Origin of the sequence: Halorubrum tropicale (assembly GCF_001280455.1) — an archaeon.
Taxonomy (GTDB): Archaea; Halobacteriota; Halobacteria; order Halobacteriales; family Haloferacaceae; genus Halorubrum; species Halorubrum tropicale.
The window spans coordinates 993,786-1,011,768 of the sequence record NZ_LIST01000001.1; the positions used below are offsets into that span (position 1 = coordinate 993,786).

At 71.8% G+C, this 17,983-nt stretch carries 20 protein-coding genes and 1 pseudogene; 9 read left to right on the forward strand and 12 right to left on the reverse strand.

Features of this window, described 5'->3' with window-relative positions:
- Positions 1-75: 75 nt before the first annotated feature.
- Positions 76-534, reverse strand: coding sequence for an NOB1 family endonuclease (locus AMR74_RS04910; protein ID WP_053770919.1), 459 nt, complete (start codon positions 532-534; stop codon positions 76-78).
- On the reverse strand, positions 534-779 hold the full coding sequence (locus tag AMR74_RS04915; protein WP_053770920.1) for a PRC-barrel domain-containing protein: 246 nt from the start codon (positions 777-779) through the stop codon (positions 534-536). The genes AMR74_RS04910 and AMR74_RS04915 overlap by 1 nt, the downstream gene beginning before the upstream one ends.
- Positions 780-939: 160 nt before the next feature.
- Here AMR74_RS04915 and infB point away from each other — a divergent pair, with 160 nt between their 5' ends.
- The 4 genes from infB (at position 940) to AMR74_RS04935 (ending at position 3,740) form a co-directional block, all read left to right on the forward strand.
- Positions 940-2,733: a translation initiation factor IF-2 gene (gene infB / locus AMR74_RS04920; RefSeq protein WP_053770921.1), complete on the forward strand. Its 1,794-nt coding sequence runs from the start codon at positions 940-942 to the stop codon at positions 2,731-2,733.
- Positions 2,734-2,792: 59 nt separating this feature from the next.
- Positions 2,793-3,101, forward strand: a complete 309-nt coding sequence (locus AMR74_RS04925) for an amphi-Trp domain-containing protein (RefSeq protein ID WP_053770922.1) — start codon at positions 2,793-2,795, stop codon at positions 3,099-3,101.
- Positions 3,102-3,161: 60 nt separating this feature from the next.
- The gene (locus AMR74_RS04930; protein ID WP_053770923.1) at positions 3,162-3,341 is read left to right on the forward strand and encodes a hypothetical protein; all 180 of its coding nucleotides are present in this window, start codon (positions 3,162-3,164) and stop codon (positions 3,339-3,341) included.
- Between the two features lie 72 nt (positions 3,342-3,413).
- Complete coding sequence (locus AMR74_RS04935; RefSeq protein WP_053770924.1) at positions 3,414-3,740, forward strand: hypothetical protein; 327 nt, start codon at positions 3,414-3,416, stop codon at positions 3,738-3,740.
- 24 nt (positions 3,741-3,764) lie between these two features.
- Here AMR74_RS04935 and AMR74_RS04940 read toward each other — a convergent pair whose 3' ends face one another.
- The 3 genes from AMR74_RS04940 to AMR74_RS04950 all read right to left on the reverse strand — a co-directional run bounded on the left by AMR74_RS04940 (position 3,765) and on the right by AMR74_RS04950 (position 7,038).
- Positions 3,765-4,412 carry a hypothetical protein gene (locus tag AMR74_RS04940; protein WP_053770925.1) on the reverse strand — a complete coding sequence of 216 codons (648 nt, stop codon included), beginning with the start codon at positions 4,410-4,412 and terminating at the stop codon, positions 3,765-3,767.
- Positions 4,413-4,832: 420 nt separating this feature from the next.
- The gene (locus AMR74_RS04945; protein WP_053770926.1) at positions 4,833-5,900 is read right to left on the reverse strand and encodes an mRNA surveillance protein pelota; all 1,068 of its coding nucleotides are present in this window, start codon (positions 5,898-5,900) and stop codon (positions 4,833-4,835) included.
- Between the two features lie 25 nt (positions 5,901-5,925).
- Positions 5,926-7,038, reverse strand: a complete 1,113-nt coding sequence (locus tag AMR74_RS04950) for a DUF4013 domain-containing protein (protein ID WP_053770927.1) — start codon at positions 7,036-7,038, stop codon at positions 5,926-5,928.
- 236 nt (positions 7,039-7,274) lie between these two features.
- On the opposite strand from AMR74_RS04950, the gene AMR74_RS04955 reads away from it, so the two are divergent.
- The 3 genes from AMR74_RS04955 (at position 7,275) to AMR74_RS04965 (ending at position 9,012) form a co-directional block, all read left to right on the forward strand.
- Entirely contained in the window at positions 7,275-7,691 is a 417-nt protein-coding gene (locus AMR74_RS04955; RefSeq protein WP_053770928.1) for a hypothetical protein, read from the forward strand.
- Entirely contained in the window at positions 7,688-8,623 is a 936-nt protein-coding gene (locus AMR74_RS04960; RefSeq protein WP_053770929.1) for an alpha/beta hydrolase, read from the forward strand. The genes AMR74_RS04955 and AMR74_RS04960 overlap by 4 nt, the downstream gene beginning before the upstream one ends.
- A gap of 77 nt (positions 8,624-8,700) precedes the next feature.
- Complete coding sequence (locus AMR74_RS04965) at positions 8,701-9,012, forward strand: thiamine-binding protein (RefSeq protein WP_053770930.1); 312 nt, start codon at positions 8,701-8,703, stop codon at positions 9,010-9,012.
- Positions 9,013-9,047: 35 nt separating this feature from the next.
- On the opposite strand, the gene AMR74_RS04970 is transcribed toward AMR74_RS04965, so the two are convergent.
- The 4 genes and pseudogenes from AMR74_RS04970 to AMR74_RS04985 all read right to left on the reverse strand — a co-directional run.
- Complete coding sequence (locus AMR74_RS04970; RefSeq protein WP_053770931.1) at positions 9,048-10,556, reverse strand: RtcB family protein; 1,509 nt, start codon at positions 10,554-10,556, stop codon at positions 9,048-9,050.
- A 90-nt stretch (positions 10,557-10,646) separates the two neighbouring features.
- The gene (locus tag AMR74_RS04975) at positions 10,647-11,189 is read right to left on the reverse strand and encodes a hypothetical protein (RefSeq protein ID WP_053770932.1); all 543 of its coding nucleotides are present in this window, start codon (positions 11,187-11,189) and stop codon (positions 10,647-10,649) included.
- A 55-nt stretch (positions 11,190-11,244) separates the two neighbouring features.
- Positions 11,245-11,691 carry an archease gene (locus AMR74_RS04980; protein WP_053770933.1) on the reverse strand — a complete coding sequence of 149 codons (447 nt, stop codon included), beginning with the start codon at positions 11,689-11,691 and terminating at the stop codon, positions 11,245-11,247.
- Between the two features lie 158 nt (positions 11,692-11,849).
- Positions 11,850-12,656: pseudogene (locus AMR74_RS04985) on the reverse strand (DUF502 domain-containing protein); the annotation flags it as partial.
- 187 nt (positions 12,657-12,843) lie between these two features.
- On the opposite strand from AMR74_RS04985, the gene AMR74_RS04990 reads away from it, so the two are divergent.
- Positions 12,844-13,317: a GNAT family N-acetyltransferase gene (locus AMR74_RS04990; RefSeq protein ID WP_053770934.1), complete on the forward strand. Its 474-nt coding sequence runs from the start codon at positions 12,844-12,846 to the stop codon at positions 13,315-13,317.
- A gap of 84 nt (positions 13,318-13,401) precedes the next feature.
- Positions 13,402-14,625, forward strand: a complete 1,224-nt coding sequence (gene hmgA / locus AMR74_RS04995; protein ID WP_053770935.1) for a hydroxymethylglutaryl-CoA reductase (NADPH) — start codon at positions 13,402-13,404, stop codon at positions 14,623-14,625.
- Between the two features lie 36 nt (positions 14,626-14,661).
- Here hmgA and AMR74_RS05000 read toward each other — a convergent pair whose 3' ends face one another.
- From AMR74_RS05000 to AMR74_RS05010, 3 genes are all read right to left on the reverse strand, one after another.
- Positions 14,662-14,982, reverse strand: coding sequence for a DUF2250 domain-containing protein (locus AMR74_RS05000; protein ID WP_053770936.1), 321 nt, complete (start codon positions 14,980-14,982; stop codon positions 14,662-14,664).
- Positions 14,983-15,105: 123 nt separating this feature from the next.
- Positions 15,106-16,563: a 7,8-didemethyl-8-hydroxy-5-deazariboflavin synthase subunit CofH gene (gene cofH, locus AMR74_RS05005; protein WP_053770937.1), complete on the reverse strand. Its 1,458-nt coding sequence runs from the start codon at positions 16,561-16,563 to the stop codon at positions 15,106-15,108.
- Between the two features lie 304 nt (positions 16,564-16,867).
- Positions 16,868-17,875 (reverse strand): HFX_2341 family transcriptional regulator, encoded by a 1,008-nt coding sequence (locus AMR74_RS05010; RefSeq protein WP_053770938.1) that lies wholly within the window; start codon positions 17,873-17,875, stop codon positions 16,868-16,870.
- Positions 17,876-17,983 lie beyond the last annotated feature (108 nt).

Here is a 17,983-nt window from a genome sequence, read left to right on the forward strand (position 1 = left end):
GCGGGCGTCAGGTCGGGCCGCGTCACCCCGTCGGCCCGCACCCTCCCGCCGGGCCGCGTCACCTCCCCCGCCCGCTCACGCCGGGTTCTTCCGCGTGAGGTCGCTGCCGCAGATCGGACACCGCTCTCTGTTCTCGTCGAAGGTGCGGTTACAGCCGACGCACTGGAAGCGCCACTCCCGCTCCTCGGTGATCCCCTCCCTGTCGATGGGCTCGACCGGGAGGTCGAGCCGCTCTGCGACGTTCTGCATCGCGTAGTCGTCGCTGACGAGCGTCGCGTGAAGCTCCAGGGCGGTCGCAATGAGCCGGACGTCGGTGTCCGACAGCTCCGCGGCGTCGCCCGAGCCCTTCGCGGCCCGGCGGACCCGGTCGACCGCCTCGGGCGCGGGCACGTGGACGGTCATGCCGGAGCCCTCCATCGCGTCGAACCGAAGCGCGACCTCGCCGGTGAGCTCCTCGTGGACCGCCGGGATGGAGACCACGTCCTCGTCGGTCGTGTACTCGTGGATGAACGCGGACGAGTCGAGGACCTGCATCAGCGGGCGACGACGATGTAGTCTTTCACCGCCTGCACGTTCGCGACCGGGACTCGGAGCCGCCCCATCTCGTCGAACTCGAAGTCGACGCGCTCCTGTCTGAGCTGTTCGTGCGGGCTGACGAGGAGGTGGTTCAGCTCCCCGGACTCGAGGTTCATCGTGATGTTGTACAGGTCCCCGAGTTCCGTGCCGTCGGAGCTCATCACCGCCTTCCCGGAGAGGTTCTCCGCGAGGATGTCGACCATATCCCCACGGTTCCGGGCGACGGTATTAAACGCCACGGGGCGTCGGACGGGCGACGGACGCGGATCGCGCCCTCGCCGCCGCCGTTCGTCGCGGCGTTTTGAAAGGCTTAACTGACGGCCGGGCGCATGAAACGGTATAACCTTCTCGGGGCGATCACATATGACCGACCACACACACGCGGACACCCTGCGAACCCCCATCGTCGCCGTGCTGGGCCACGTCGACCACGGCAAGACGAGCCTGCTCGACACGATCCGCGGCTCCGCCGTCAGCGAGGGCGAGGCCGGCGCGATCACCCAACACATCGGGGCGACGGACATCCCGCTCGACACCATCTCCGGGATGGCGGGCGAGCTGATCGACCCGTCGGACTTCGATCTACCCGGCCTGCTGTTCATCGACACGCCGGGGCACCACTCCTTCTCGACGCTGCGCGCCCGCGGGGGCGCGCTCGCCGACATCGCGGTGCTCGTCGTCGACGTCAACGACGGCTTCCAGCCGCAGACTGAGGAGGCGATCGACATCCTCCGGCGGACGGGGACGCCCTTCGTCGTCGCCGCCAACAAGGTCGACACGACGCCCGGGTGGAACCCGCAGGACGGCGACCCGATCCAGAAGAGCATGGACGCGCAGTCCGAGCGCGCGAAGTCGATGCTCGACGAGAACCTCTACGAGATCATCGGCCAGCTGTCGGACGCCGGCTTCTCCGCCGACCTCTACTGGCGCGTCCAGGACTTCCAGAAGAACATCGGCGTCGTCCCGCTGTCGGCGCTCACCGGCGAGGGCGTCCCGGACCTCCTGACCGTCCTGATGGGCCTCTCCCAGCGGTTCATGAAAGAGGAGATGGCCATCGACGTCACCGGCCCGGGCGAGGGGACGGTGCTCGAAGTGAAAGACGAGCGCGGGTTCGGCGCCACCGTCGACACCGTCGTCTACGACGGCGTGATCCGCAACGGGGACACCGTCGTCGTCGGCGGGCAGGACGAGCCGATCGTCACCGAGATCCGCGCGCTGCTCCGCCCGCGGCCGCTCGCGGAGATCCGCACCGAAAAGGAGTTCGAGAAGGTCGGCGAGGTCGGCGCCGCGGCCGGCGTGAAGATCGCCGCCCCCGACCTCGATCAGGCGATGGCCGGCGCGCCGGTCCGCGTCGTCCGCGACCGCACCGTCGATCAGGTCGTCGACGAAGTGAAGGCCGAACTGGCCGAGATCGAGGTCGAGACGGCCGACAACGGCGTCGTCGTCAAGGCGGACACCCTCGGCTCGCTGGAGGCGATGGCGAACGCCCTCCGGGAGGCCGAGGTCCCCATCCTTCGCGCCGAGGTCGGCGACATCGCGCCCCGCGACATCGCGGTCGCGGAGACGGCGAACCAGGACGAGCACAAGGCCATCCTCGGGTTCAACGTCGACCTCCTCCAGAACGCGGAGTCGGACTTGGAGAACGCCGACGTGAAGCTGTTCAAGAACGAGGTCATCTACCAGCTGGTCGAGGACTACGAGCGCTACGTCGAGGAGAAGCAGCGCGCCCAACAGGAGACCGTGCTCGACAAGGTGGTGCGCCCGGCCCGATTCCGCATCCTCCCCGACCACACCTTCCGGCAGAACGACCCCGCGGTCGTCGGCGTCGAGGTCATCTCGGGCACGCTCCAGAACAACCGCAACGTCGGCTACTTCGAGGGCAACGAGTTCGAGCGCGTCGGCGGCCTCTCCGGGATTCAGAAGCAGGGCGAGGACGTCGACGAGGCGCGCTCGGGCGAGCGCGTCAGCATCGCCATCGACGGGCCGACCGTCGGCCGCGGCATCGAGGAGGGCGACACGCTCTGGACCGAGGTGCCGGAGAAGCACGCGAAGATCTTAGAACAGGAGCTGAAAAAGGAGATCACCGCCGACGAGCGCGAGGCGCTCCAGGGCTACCTGGAGACGCGCCGTAAGCGCGACCCCTTCTGGGGGAAGTGACGAGCGCATTCGGGGCCCCACCGCGCAGCTTATTCGCGTGCGCCGGCAACTGACGGGAGATGACGGAGACGGATACCGACTCGCGAGATGAGTCCGAAGACGACCTGACCCTCATCAGAGAGGGCCGCGACTTCGAACAGGAGTACCGCCTGACCGCCGCCGAGGCCGGCCGGTTCCTGGTCGAAGTCGGCGAACAGCTTCAGGCGGGCGACGAGCTGACCCTTACCGGCGACGAGTGGACGCTACCGTTCGCGTTCGGCGAGCCCGTCGAACTCGAGATCGATTACGAGGGGTACGGCGAACAGGAGCTCGAGATCGAACTCGAGATCCCGGGGACGACCGACGAGACGGCGCCGACCGTCGACTGAGGGGCGCAGCGTCGAGTAACGCCCGAAGAGTATTTGCCGTTCGATCGGCCAGTCACGCGTATGGTCTCCCGAGAGAACGCGGTCATCCTCCTGTTCATGGCGGTCGGGTTGGCGTTGGCGTACGGCGGTCGCGTCGCGACGAGCCTGAGCGACACCGTCCTGATCGGCGTCCTGCTATTCGTCGGCGTCGTGGCGCCGCAGTTGGTCAACGGCTACCTGGACGCCGAGGACGCGGCCTGACGCCGTCCCGTCGCGCCCGCGTGCGACACGAGCGCGTGCCGCCGTTATATGCGTCGAGCCCGTAGCGAGGGTATGGAGACCACTGTGGTCGAGCACGACGGCGCGATCCTCGCGCGGCTGGAGAGCGACGACCGGGTGTTCGAGGTGCGCTTCGACGCGCTCGAACCCACCGACGTGACGCTGCGGTTCCGCCGCGACGGCGAGCGCGTGGGGAGCATCTACAACGACGACGGCACGAAGCGAACGATGGCGCGGCTCACGACGGCGCGCGAGGGGACCGACTTCATCGGCGTCGAGGTGCCGAAGGAGTTCGTCGTCGAGATTCTCGACGCGGCGCTGGAAACGGGCCGCGTCACCGACGAGACCGCCGCCGGGGGATACCGGCTCCGCATGCTCTGAGCCGCGGCGCGTCGCGTCCGCGGCTCAGGCGTACACGAGGATGATCACGGCGACGAAGGCGAGCTCGCCGCCGACGAGCAGCGCCGCGAGCAGCCACGCCCGGTAGGTCCACAGCCACTCGCGGGCGTCGGCGAGCCGCCCCGACTCCTCGGCGTCGTCGTCGCCACGGTACGCGGCGTCGACCCGCCAGCCCGTCTCCGGGTCGTACGTCGCCGGCACGCGGCTGCCGACGAGCTCGTCGACGTCGAGCGGCGAGACGCCCGCGGCCTCCAAGAACCCCAGGAACGCCTCGGACTCCTGAAGCGACCCGTCGCGGGGCGCGTCGAACCGCTCGGTGTGCGTGGCGTCGCCGTGGGGCGGGCGCATCTCGACGGCGACGCGGTCGCCGACGGAGCGCACCCGCGTGACGATCAGCGCGTTCTCCTCGTCGTTGAGGTACGCCTCGCGGAGCCGGCGCTTCACCGCCTCGTCGACGCCCGCGTCGTCGAGGTCGTCGGGGAGGGCCTCGGCGTCCGAGAGGACGTCTGTGTCGGAGCGGGCGTCGGTGTCGGAGCGGGCATCGGTGTCGGAGCGGGCGTCGGTGTCGGGGAGCGCGTCGGCGTCCACGTCGTCGGCGCTTTCGCGGTCGGCGGTCGTCGAGACGCTCTCGTCACCGCCGGGTCGGTCCGCCATCGATCCGGAGTTGGCGGCCCGCTCTCATAAGGTCACGGCCGCGTACGTGACCGGTTTCGTTGTGGACGGTCCGCGGGCCGAGCGCGCCGAAGCCCCGGTCGCTCGGCCGTACGAAGGTGACACTTGTAAACTGGCGATCGACACGGACGCCACCGAAGCCCCAGCCGCGAGGCGGGCGCACGTTCGCTGCGGTCCTCACTCGGTCGCCTCGCTCCCTCGTTGCGGTCCTTGCGTCACCTGCGCCCGCCCCGCGACTGCCCCTTCGATTCCCGCCCCGCACGGCACCTCGCACCTCCCCAGCCTCGTCGGTGGCGGTCTTCACTTCGCTCGACCGCCACCGACTCCCTCGCGCGTGCTCCTCGCGACCGCCGGTGGCGGCCGCTCGCAGGCACGCGCCGCCGCACTTCGACCGTCAGCCGTTCACTGGAGCCGGTAGCGTAAGATCGCGGCGATGCCGCCGAGGTTGGCGAGCTGCTCGCCGGGCGCGAACTCCGAGGAGAAGACGACCACGTCGCCGCCCTGCCGCTCGACCGACTCGATCACCGCGTTCACGTCGATGTCCCAGTCGCCGTCGCCCTGTCGCTCGGTGCGGAGGCGCTCGTCGACGACGAGCAGCGTCTCGACCGCGCCGAACTCGGCGGCCTCGGCGGTGTCGTCCGGGCCGTACGTCGCCTTCTCGCCTTTCGCGATGTTCTCGGTCAGGTCGTCGATGAGGCTCGCCTCCTTCGAGATGCGGGTCTCCTTCTGGACCTCGTCGACCGCGCCGCGCTTGAGGACCTCGTGGACGCCGCGGTCGCCCGCCGCGGAGGTGTCGACCGTTGTGAGCCGGTCTGCGAGGTCGCGGTACTCCTCCTCGATGTAGTCGCGCGCGTCCTGCTTGGTGAACCCCGGCCCGGCCAGGATCACGGCGTCGGCGTCGAGGTGCGCGAGCGCCTCGCCGAGTTCCGCGAACAGCTCCTCGCGCGGCCGCGAGAACTCGCCTTTCCCCGTCGGCTTCGTGAACGAGGCGTACTCCTCCGTGCCGTACTGCTGGACGGTGTGGACGTAGGCGGCGCCCTCCTCGACGGTGGCGATGGCCACGTCGGGGTTCTCCGCGGCCTCGGTCGCCTCCTCCAACCGCTCCGTCTGGTCCGGCTTGAAGTGCTTCTCGACGGTTATCTCGTCGTGCTCTTCGACGTTGAGCGTGTGGTGGGCGTTGAGCTGGTCCTCGCGCGAGCAGCCGACGATGACGCCGCCGACGCGGAGCCGGTTGGCGAACCGCGCGAACTCCACGTCCTCGACCTCCAGCGTGACGAAGATGTGCTCGCGCTGCCCGCCGGTGTCCCGCATCTGGTCGTCGTTCCGCTGGATCCGCCGGGTGGTGTCGCCCTCGACCAGGTCCCCGGGTTCGAGGACGTGCGCGAGGTGCCAGAGGTCGTCCACGTTCTCGGGGACCAGCGTGAGCCGTTCCCGGCCCTCCTCGCCGTACCCCCGCTCGGAGATGCGCATGTCCGGGCGTTCGCTCGCGCCCGTATCAACTCTTGTCTTCCGCGTCGGACAGCGCCGGCCCCCACTCGAAGCCGCCGGTCGGATCGGCGTCCGCGCCGCCCGCCTCGTCCGCGCGGGTCGGGTCGGTGTCGGCGGACTCGTCGCTCTCGTCAGCGACAGAAACGCCGCGGCCGACCTGAACCGCGGCCGGCGGCTCGCTCCGCATCGGTCGTCCGCCGTCCCCCGACACCACGGGAGCCGGCGGCCCGTCGCCGGCCGGACCGACGCTCGGGCCCGATCCGCTGCCGGCTCCCGCTTCGTCGCCCGAGCGCGCGGCGTCGGGCGCCGCGTCGACCGGCCGCCGCGTCGCGGTCGCCGCCGTCGTCGCCTCCGTCTCCTCGGTCAGGCTCTCGGCCGCGCCCCGGCCGTAGAGGTCGTGCGCGACGATCCGAGCGAGGAAGGCGACCGCGACGCCGACGACGAGCGGAACCGTCGGCGCCGCGACGGCGTACCCGACCGCGAGCGCCCCGACGGCCAGCGTCCAGCCGGTCGCGTACGGCCCCGTCGCGGCGACGCCGGCTACCGTTCGCGGGTCGAGCCCGTCCCGGAGGCGGCCGGACGCGGCGAACGCGGCGAGCGCCGCGGGGCGGACGTACGCGAACGCGACCAGGTACGCGCCGACGAGCGCGAGGACGCCGGCGGCGGCGACGACGGCGACTGCGGCCGGCCCGTTCGGTCCGAGCGCCGACTCGACGGCCGTCGCGGTCGCCCCCGGCTCGACGGGGCCCGCGACGAGTGCGGCGACGGCGCCGCCCGCGACCGCGAGCCCGCCCGCGAGGGGCGCGAGCAGCGCCGCGGACAGCAGCGCCGACTTGAGGCCGTCCCTGGCCAGTTCTCCCCAGGCGACGAGCGACGGCGCGCCGGCGGCGTCGCCGGGCTGGATCGCCGCCCGCGTCACCCGGACGAGGTAGCCGCGCGCCACGAGCGACGGCGCGAGCGCGACCGGGGCCGCGACGGCGACGGCGGGGCTGACGAAGAGGACGCCGGCGAGCCACAGGGGCGTGAGGATCCACCCCAACAGCGTCACGGACCCGCCGACGAGGACGACGCCCGCGGTGTCGTCGGTTCGCGTCAGCGCCGTCGCGGCCGCGGTGAGCATGTGACCGGACACAGGGACGGGAGCCGCATAAATGGTACCCGGCCCGAGCGTTTATATCGCTTCGCGGAGTATTGCCGTCTGGCCGCGCGGGACAATCGTGTGCCTCTGACAACCCACCCGCGGCCGCCACTCGGCGGCCGTCCCCCCGTCCGCGGCTTTCTGCCGACGCCGTTCGCCCAGACGCGTCGCCGCCGCGTGCCGGTACCGATTTATCCCGTCCCGCCGACGGGTCGGGTATGACCGGCGACGAGGGGACGACCGATCTGGAGCCGGAGCTCAGGAGCTACGGCGTCAGCGTCGAATCGATCGACGGGGGCGATCCGCTGGAGCTGACGTACATGACCGCGTTCCCCGGCCGCGAGGTCCACCGCGGCGAGATCGGGCGCGCGCTCAACGCGCTCATCGACGAGGCCGAAGCCGACGAGTGGGACCCCGTCCGGGTCGAGGGAACGGTGGTCCGCTCGCCCGGCGACGTCCTCGGGACGTGGCACGCGGAGGCCGAGTGGTTCGAGGCGCTCATCGGCTACGAGATATCCGAGACCGAGTTCTCGTCGCGCGTGCTGGAGACGCTCAGCCACGAGCCCGGTGACGGGGGCGAGGGCTCGTCGGACGCGGTGGACGCCGACGCGGACGGGCAGGAGGCGGACCGGTGACCCGACGCAGGCCGGTCAACCGCGCGCAGCGCCGCCTCGCGCGCCCGGCCCGCGAGCGGTTCGCCACCCGCGCGGTCGCGTTCGACGTCGACGGCGCGACCTGCCGCGGGACGCTGTACCTGCCGGGCGGCGACGCGGACGACCCCCCGGTCGTCGTGATGGCCCCGGGGCTCGGCGCGGAGCGGAGCTTCGGCTACCCCGCCGTCGCGGAGCGGTTCGCGGACGCGGGCTACGCCGCGCTCCTCTTCGACCACCCCGAGTTCGGCGCGTCCGACGGCGACTCCCAGCTCGTCGACCTGGACCGCCAGCGCGACGCGTACGCGGCCGCGCTCGACCGCGCGAAGCGCGTCGACGACGCGGGCGACGACCTCGTGCTCTGGGGGGCGTCGCTGTCGGCCGCGCACGTCCTCACGCTCGCCGCGGAGCGCCGCGACGTCGACGCCGTGGTCGGCCTCGTCCCGATGCTCGACGGGCGCGCAATCGCCCTGCGGCGCGGCGGGCGCTACCTCCTCCGGTCCGGCGCCGCCGGGCTCCGCGACCTGCTCGGCCACCGGGTCGGTCGCGGCCGCACCGTGCCGATCGTCGGCGACCCGGAGGAGCGCGCCGCGATCACCGAGCCGGGAGCGGAGCGCAAGTACATCGACCTCGTCGACCGCGAGTCGGCGTGGCGCAACGAGACGCCCGCGCGGTCGCTGCTCGGCCTCGTCGGCTACCGACCCGTGACGCGGCTCAACGAGGTCGACGCCCCTGCGCTGCTGCTCGCGGGGACCGACGACGCGATCGTCGACGCCGACGCGGTCGCGGCCGCCGGCGAGCGCCTCTCGCGCGGGACCGTCGTCACGATGCCCGCCGACCACTTCTCGGTGCTCGGCGACGACTTCGAGGGCGCGGTCGGCCACCAGCTCTCCTTCCTGCGCGACGCGCTCGAATAGGCGGGCGGTCGGGCTCGCCCGCGACCGCGGGCCGGCCCGCGCGACTACTTAAGTGGCCCCGCGACGCACGCACTGTCATGACAGCGATCGCGATGCTGAGCGTCGCGCCGGTGATCGAGGAGAGCATGGCCGCGGAGGTGGCGGCGGCCGTCGCCGCGCTCGACGACTTCGACGTGAGCTACGAGACGAACCCGATGGGCACGGTGATCGAGGCCGACGACGCGGAGACGCTCTTTGTGGCCGCGGCGGCCGCCCACGACGCGGTCGACGGCGACCGCGTGTCGACGTTCCTCAAGGTCGACGACAAGCGGGCGGGCGACGGGACCGCCGCGGAGAAGGTCGACGCCGTCGAGGAACACCTCGGCCGGGAGGCGAGGCGGGAGCGCTGACTCGCCGGCAGCCGCCGGGCCGACGGGCGGGTCGGTTACCCCTTGATGTTACACACGGGGAACGTCCGCGCAACCTTGTCGCCGATCCCCAGCTCGTCGCTGACGCGGATCACCTCGTCGATGTCCTTGTACACGCCCGGGGCCTCCTCCGCGATGGTGGCGCCGGACTGGGCCTTCACGTAGATCCGCTGGCCGTCTTCGAGGTCGTCTTGGACGTCGCCGCCCCAGAACTCCTGTTTCGCCTGCGTCCGGCTCATCAGGCGCCCGGCGCCGTGGGCGGTCGAGCCGAACGACACCGACATCGACTCGTCGCCGCCGCGGAGCACGTACGACCCGGCGCCCATGCTGCCGGGGATGATGACGGGCTGGCCCACGCCGCGGTACGCCTCGGGCACGTCCTCGTTGCCCGCGGGGAACGCCCGCGTCGCGCCCTTGCGGTGGACGTACAGCTGGCGCTCCGCGCGGTCGACGGCCGCGTCGCCGACGGCGGGGCGCCCCTCGGCGTCGACGCCGACCTCGTGGGTCTCCTTCTTCGCGATGTTGTGCGCCACGTCGTACAGCAGTTCCATCCCGAGGTCGTCGATCGGGTCCGCGTCGAACACCTCGCCGAACGTCTCGCGCGTCTGGTGGGTGATCAGCTGGCGGTTCACCCACGCGAAGTTGATGCACGCGCCCATCGCGCCGTAGTACTCGTCGGCCAGCTCGGACCCGGCGGGCGCGGCCGCCAGCTCCTTGTCCGGGAGCTCGTCGAGGAGGTCGCCGTGCTCCTGCTCGATCCGGCGCAGGTAGTCGTTACACGTCTGGTGGCCGAGCCCGCGGCTCCCGCAGTGGATCAGGACGACGATCCCGTCCTCTGTCAGCCCGTAGGACTCGGCCACGTCCGCGCGGAACACGTCGGTGACGCGCTGGACCTCCAGGAAGTGGTTGCCCGAGCCGAGCGACCCCATCTGGTTGCGCCCGCGGTCCATCGCCTTCTGGGAGACGTACTCCGGGCGCGCGTCGGGACGCCGTCCCTCGTCCTCGCAGCACGCGAGGTCGCTCTCGATCCCGTACCCCGCCTCGACCGCCCACTCGACGCCGCGTTCGAGCGCGCCCTCGACGGCGTCGGCGGTGCCGTCGATCACGCCGCCCCCGCCGAGCCCCGAGGGGATCGCCTCGAACAGCGCGTCGACCAGCTCCTCCTCGCGGCCGCGCACGTCGTCGTAGGCGAGGTTCGTCCGCACCATCCGGACGCCGCAGTTGATGTCGTAGCCGACCGCTCCGGGCGAGATACAGCCGGTCCGGGCGTCGATCGCGCCGACGCCGCCGACGGGGAAGCCGTACCCCTGGTGGCCGTCGGGCATACAGATCGCGGGCTCGACGACGCCGGGCAGGTGCGTCGCGTTCTTCAGCTGCCGGAGCGAGTCGTCGTCGCCGATCGCCTCCAGCAGCGACTCGCTGGCGAGGACCCGCGCGGGGACGTTCATCCCGCCCTCGCGAGGGATCTCCCAGACGTGCTCGCGCACCTTCTCAAGCCGGATCCCGTCGAACTCGCGCGCTGTCATGCGCGCCACTTCGACGCGGGGCGCCAAGGGCGTTGCGTCAGGCGGTCGCCGGCGGGCCGCCGCGACGTCGCCCGGGCGCTGACGAGCCGGCTACCGGTTCGCGGGGTCGGTCGGGAGCCAGTCGATCGCGCCCTCCGCGAGGGTGAACGCGGCGAACGCCCGCCCCAGGACGACCCCGTACACGAGGTGCGCGACCGCGATGACGACGCCGAACTCGAAGCTCGCGGTGAGGCCGGGGACCGGCAGGGTCGGCACCGGCAGCGACGTGGCCCCCTCGATGGCGATGGCGGCCGGCAACAGGAGCCCGCCGGTGATCACGCCGAGCAGCGCCGAGTGGATGACGCCGAGCGACAGGCACCCGCCCACGTCTCCGCGGAGGTCGGCGAAGAACGACCGGTCGAAGACGGCGACGAACAGCGCGCCGAACAGCGTGCTGTTGAACAGGTGGACGGCCCACCCGCCGACGACCGTCTCGACGCCGACCAGCGCGCCGATCGTCGGCATGAGCCCGAGGCCGGCGTGTAACACGGCCCCCATCGCCGCGCCGGCGACGAGCCCCGAACTCGCCCCCGCGCGCCAGCGTCGGCCAGTGCCGTCCGGTCCCGTCCCGTCGCGCAGCCCTGTGCGTGACATACGATAACAATGTACTCGACAGACATAACGGTTTGTCACGCCCCACGGGGCGGCTTCACACGTCGAACACGACGTACGCGTACCACCCGTCGCCGCGCCGTTCGAGCGCCATCTCGGAGTAGGTGACCGCCTTAATCTCGCGGGCCGCCACCGCGTCGAGGGGGACGCCGCGCGCGCTCCCCGTGAGCCGCCACTCGTCCGCGTTCGCGGCGTCGTCGTCCGCAGCGTCGACGGACTCCGGCTCGATCACCGTACACCGGTGGTCGGCCGGTAAAACGAGCCGCACGTCCCGCTCGTAGATCAGGCGGTCGAGGTAGTCGAACAGCAGGGCCTCGCGGCTCTCGGCGGCGACGTCGAGGTCGAACCGCTCGCCGGCGGCCGGGACCGACTCCGCGCTGGCGGCCGCGAGCCCGTCGGCGACCGCCGCGAACAGCCCCGAAAGCGTGTCGGCGGTCGCCTCCACGGCCACGTCGGCCGTGTGCTCGCGGAGGGCGTAGCTCATCGGCCGGAGCCGCGGTTGCGCCCGGCCGCGTCGCCGAGGTCGCTGTCGGCGGCGCTCGGGGCGTCGTCCTCGTCAGCGCTGAGGCCGTCGTCCTCACCGGCGCCGGGGCCGCTGCCCTCGACCGCCTCTCGCGACCCGTCTTCCGCCGGCCGGTACGTCTCGTCGCTGCCTTCGCCCTCCTCCTCGCGCGGCTCGTGGGCGGTGTCGGGGCGCTCGTCGGCCGGGAACCGGGCGTCGACGGTCCGCTCGGGCGCCCCGGCGTGGAGGTCGTCCGGATCCACGTCGTCGAGGTCGGCGGCGACCTCTTCCAAGGCGACGCCGCTCGTCACCAGTGCGCGGATCCCCTCGTCGACGGTCAGCTCGACGTCGACGATCCGGCGCTCCGGGACGAAGACGACGTGGCCGCCCATCACCGGGTTCGGCGCCATCGGCATGAACACGGTCCGCATCCCGTCGTCCTCCGTGTCGGCGTGGTCCGCGATGACGGCCGGGGTCTCGCTCGTGATGAACGCGAGGGTGTAGGTCTCCTCGGTCGGGAACTCGACGAGGACGACTTCGCGGAAGTTCCCGCCGTCCGACTCCAACATGGCGTCGCTCATCTGCCGGAACCCCTGGTAGACGGAACCGATCCCCGGCACCCGCTCGACGAGGTCGTCGACCTGGTCGACGGCGCGCTCTCCGTACCGCGACGACTCGACGCCGGCGCCGAGCAGGATGATCACGCCCACGAACACCACCGGCGCCGCGATCTCGATCGCGAGCTCCCGCGGGATGGACCCGATCAGCGGCAGCGGCACGTCGGGCGATACGGTGACGACCGCCGTCGAGAACAGGTCGAGGTAGTTGTACACCGCGTTGAACGCGAACGCCAGGACGACGAGCGTGATGACGGCGGGGACGACGACGGCGACGCCGGTCAGGAACGCCCGTCGGATGCGCTCCATGCCCGACGACTGCATAGCCATTACTACCGACCACGCGCGACCGCGACAAAGGTTTTCTGTCCCGACGCGGACACGTCGCGCCTGCGGTTCCGACGCGGCCCTGACGGTCGCTTACGGTCGGATCGCGGAGCGTTGGCCGGCCGTAGCCGCTCGCAACGGTCCCCGCTGGCGGTGGAGTTATATTCCGTCCACGTGTTAGGTCATTGCAGTGAGCGTCAACGTCGAAAAGCGGACCGACCCGCCCGGCGAGTCCGACTACGCGACCGCCGCGTGGGAGCTCAAGGAGCGAATTCGGTCCGCGGAGGGCGTCCTCCGACAGCGACGCGGCTTCTTCGTCGACGCCTACCGCCGGTCGACCGCCCACCTGCTCGTGGAGAACGACCGGCTCGTCGCGTTCGCCTCCGTCCGGCGCGACGGCTACATCCTCTTTCTCGCCGTTCACCCCGACCACCGCGGCCGCGGCCACGCCGAGCGGCTGATCGCCGACGTCGCGGCGAACCACCGGTCGGTCACCTGCCACGCCCGCACGACGAACCGGCGGGCGCTCGGCTTCTACGAGCACCTCGGCTTCGAGGTCATCCGCCGCATCGACGACTACTACGAGGACGGCGGCGACGCCTACTACCTCAAGCTCGGCGGCGAGTCGCTCCGGGAGCGCCTCTCCGGGTTCGTCGGCCGGTAGGCGGCCGCGTTCCGCCCGCCGTCTCTCCCCCTCGAAGCCGGCCGAACCGACAGTAATTAGCGCCCGCCGCGAGGAGTGGCCGCCATGTCGCAACCGACTCCCGCGGACCTCGCGGCCCGGGTCCGCGACGGCGACCTCCGCTTCCACGAGCTGGAAGACCACGCCGACGCCGACGTCGCGACCGCCGCGCGCCGGCTGCTCGTCGCGGAGGCGACCGACGCCGACCTCGACCCGCTCGGCGAGTACGCCTTCGACGCCGACGCGGTCCACGGCTCGAACATCGAGAACACGCTCGGGGGCGTCCAGGTCCCCGTCGGCGTCGCCGGCCCGGTGACGATCGACGGCGGCGCCGCCTCGGGCGAGCGCTACCTCCCCCTCGCGACCACCGAGGGTGCCTTGGTCGCGTCGATCAACCGCGGCTGCTCCGTGATCGAGGACGCCGGCGGCGCGACGGCGCGGGTGACGAAGAGCGGGATGACCCGCGCGCCCGTCTTCCGGGTCGCGGACGTCGCCGAGGCCGAGGCGCTCGTCGACTGGGTCCGCGACAACGAGCCCGCGCTCGCCGAGGCCGCGGAGGCGACGACGAGCCACGGCGAGCTGCTCGACGTGACGCCGTACGTCGTCGGCAACAGCGTCTTCTGCCGGTTCCGCTACGACACGAAGGACGCGATGGGGATGAACATGGTCACCATCGCGACGCGGGAGGCCTGCGACGTGATCGAGGCGGAGACGGACGCCTCGCTCGTCGCGCTCTCGGGGAACCTCTGTTCCGACAAGAAGCCGGCCGCGATCAACGCCGTCGAGGGGCGCGGGCGGTCGGTCGTCGCGGACGCGACGATCCCGCGCGCGGTCGTCGAGGAGCGGCTCCGCACGACGCCGGAGTCGATCGAGGAGATCAACACGCGGAAGAACCTCGTCGGCTCCGCGAAGGCGGGCGCGCTCGGCTTCAACGCGCACGTCGCCAACGCGGTCGCGGCGATGTTCCTCGCCACCGGGCAGGACGAGGCGCAGGTCGTCGAGGGGGCGAACGCGATCACGACCGCCGAGACGACCGCCGACGGCGACCTCTACGTCTCCGTCTCGCTGGCGAGCCTCGAAGTGGGGACGGTCGGCGGCGGGACGAAGCTGCCGACGCAGCAGGCCAGCCTGGAGATCCTCGGGGTCGCGGGCGGCGGCGACCCGGCCGGGAGCAACGCCGACGCGCTCGCGGAGTCGATCGCGGCCTGCGCGCTCGCCGGCGAGCTCAACCTGCTCGCGGCGCTCGGGTCGCGCCACCTCTCGTCGGCCCACGAGGAGCTCGGGCGGTAGACGGGCGCGGCGCCGCGCGGGAACCTCGTCGCTCTCTCAGTCCGACCAGCGCGGGCAGTCCTCGCGGAGGGCTTCCCGCCCCGCGTCGGTGACGCGGTACACCGCCTCGCCGGAGACGCGCTCGACGAGCCCGGCGTCCGCCAGCGCGGTCAGCCGCGACTCGACGTGGTCGGCGTACAGGCCCGTGTTCCCGGCGATGAACGCTTGGTAGTCTGCGCCCACGTCGGCGAGGTACGAGAGCAGCCGTTCGTCGGAGCGCGTGAGCGACGGGCGGTCCGGGTCGATCCGCTCGTCGCCGCTCCCGTCTTCGGCGGCGTTCTCCGGACGGTCGACGGACTGCGCGTCGGGTCGGGCCATCTCACACGTGGTGGCGTGTACCACGGTAAAGGGGATACCGCGGGTTCCCACTCGCTGGGAGTCGCCGGCGGTCGGGGGAACACGTTCGGCGAGGAACTAGTCGGGCGGGGTCGCTCCGGGCGCTCAGTCGTCGGCGTCGGCGGGCGGCGTCCCGGTCGCGTCGGCGCCGCTCTCGCCGCCGGACGGCCCGTCCGGGAGCATCGGCGTCCCGTCGGCGCGCGGGCCGAGCCGCGGGCCGTGCGGGCCGTCGTCGGGATCGATCCGGCGGCGGGTGCGGTAGTCCGTCGAGCGCTCGACGGGCGTCCGACCGATCGCCGTTATCATCTCGACGTAGTCGTCGAACGAGCGGTACTCGCCGTACTCGCCGCCCGCACGGCTGGTGATCTCCTCCGAGAGGATGGTGCCCATGAAGTCGTCGGCGCCGCAGTTGAGCAGCTTCAGCCCGTGGGCGTCGCCCGACTTCACCCACGAGGCCTGTACGTGGTCGACGTTGTCGAGGAAGAGCCGCGCGACCGCGACCACCAGCTCGTCCTCGGCGCGCGAGGGCCCGGAGTCGACGACGCCGCGCCGGTAGAGCGGGGTGTTCCGGTGGATGAAGGACAGCGGGACGAACTCGGTGATCGCGCCCGTCCGGTCCTGGAGGTCGCGGATCACCTCCAGGTGCTGCGCGCGGTGCGCGACCGTCTCGACGTGGCCGTACATCATCGTCGAGGTGACGTCGAGGCCGGCGGCGGCCGCGCCCTCCATCGCGGCCACCCAGTCGTCCGTGCGGATCTTCCCCGGGCAGATCACGTCGCGGACCTCGTCGACGAGAATCTCGGCGGCGGTGCCCGGCGCGGAGTCGAGGCCGGCGTCGGCCAACTCGCGGTAGACGGACTCGTACGCCCAGTCGGTGCCGCGCTTGGCGTGGTACGCCTCCTCCGGGGTCATCGAGTGGAGGTGGACGCCGCCGACCGACATCGCCGCCATCTGTTCGACGTAGGTGCCCGGGTCGGTCGCGTACGCCTCGGGCGGCTTGTAGTTCGCCTCGCTCGCGGGGTCGTCGTGCGCGGCGAGTACCTCGTGGTGCTCCTCGTTCAGCGCGAACGCCGGGTGGAGCCCCGAAACGGAGCACACCTCGTAGACCCCCATGTCGAGGGCGTCCTCGACGACCGCGCGCGACTCCGCGGGCGGCTTGGTGAACCCCGCGTGTTCGACGTCGCTGTCGGCCTCGAAGGCGTGCGCGGTGTCCTTGAAGTTACAGAACAGACAGCCCGTGTTACACGCCGTGGTGACGTTGTTGTTGAGGTTGGCGACGAAGGTGACCTCGTCGCCGACCTCCTCGGCCCGGCGCCGGTCGGCCACCTCCAGCACGGCCTCCTTGCGGACGGGGTCGATCCCCTCGCGGTCCGTGCCCGTGGCGAGCAGTTCCGTCGCGTCGTCGACCGTCAGTCGGGCGCAGTCGCGGGCCTTCGCGAGCGCGTTCTCGAACGACTGGTCAGTCGCGGGCGCCGCGAAGTCGAACTCGTTCGCGCCGCTCTCGCCGTCGCCGCCCCCGCGACCGTTCGACCCGCTCGCGTCGGAACTGCCCCCCGAACTCATCCCTTAACGCTCCCGGTTCCACCCTGATAAACGGGCGGGTCGAGACAGTCGACGGCTGATAATCGAGCGCCGAAGTCCAGTGCGGTGGCGCGCGCCTCCGAGCGGCCGCCGCGGGCGGCCGCGAGGAGCGCGTGCGAGGGAGTCGCTGGGGGCCGAAGCGGAGCGAGGCCGGCAGCGACGAGGCTGGGGAGGCGCGAGGCCGCGGTTGCGGTACGGGTCGAGAATCGGTTGGGGCTTCGACGGCCTTCGTCGCCGACCAGCCACCGATAATCGATAGATAAGCGACCGTCTCGTCAGGGCGCGTTCACGCCGGGTCCCGGTAGTCTCGGTCCTCGTCGGCGTGCGCGCGGACCCACAGCTCCCCGATCCGCGAGAGGCTCGTCCGGTAGGACTTCCCGTGCTCCTCGCGCTCGATGTACCCCTTCCCGCCGGGGCCGAGCCGGTCGACGTTGTAGATCACCTTCGAGCGGAACGACTCCGTGTACTCCTCGTTGAGTTCGGCCGCGAGCGTCTCCGCCAGCTCCGAGACCGACTCGAACTCGCCGTGCTCGCCGAGCGTGAACAGCACCAGCTCCTCGAACGGCTTGACGTTCTGGAAGGAGGCGACCGGCAGCTCGATCACGTGGCGGTCGCCGATGCGCTTTGCGCCGATGGTGGTGCCGCGCTCGTCGAACTCCGCGAGGAGATCGGTGGTGCTCGCCAGGCGGTCGGCGACGCGGTCGGGGTCGACGCCCGCCTCCGTCGGCGCCTCGCTCCCGGCGTCGAGGTCCCGCAGGAGCTCCCGCGTCTCGCGCAGCTCCTCCGCCAGCTCGGTCTCTAAGTACTTCTCGGGGGCCGTGTAGTAGGTGTGGATGCGGTCGCGGTCCGCCTGCCGCTCGACCATGATCGAGTGCGCGGCGGTCGCGAACGCGAACGAGACCGGCCGAGGCATCGAACAGAGGTTCACCCACACCTCGCGGTCGCCGGCGGGCGGGTCGTCCGCGTCCCCCACGTCCTCTGCGCCCGCCTCGTCGCCCGCCGCGTCGCCGCCGTCGTCGCGGTCCAGCTCCGCGTTGATCAGGTCGAAGGCGCGCTCGAAGGCGGCGTCGTAGTCGTACACGTCGTCCAACCGCTCGCGGACGGTCTCGGCGCCGAGGAGGTTCCGGAAGTCCTGTTCGAGCTTGCGCGCGATGTTCCGCGAGTACTCGACGTTGGCCTCGCTGCCGACGGCGCCCTCCAAGAGGATCACGCGGTCGACGTCGAACTGGTCCCGGATGAGGGGGGCGATCATCCGGTCGTAGTCGAACCCGACGGGCACGACGTGGGTCTGCATACCCTGACCGTGGGTGTGGGATTTATAAAAACCACCAGATCACTCCGCGACGCCAACGCTCGCGGACGGAGCCGACCCCGCCGCCGGCGCCCGCCCCGACACCGGCGC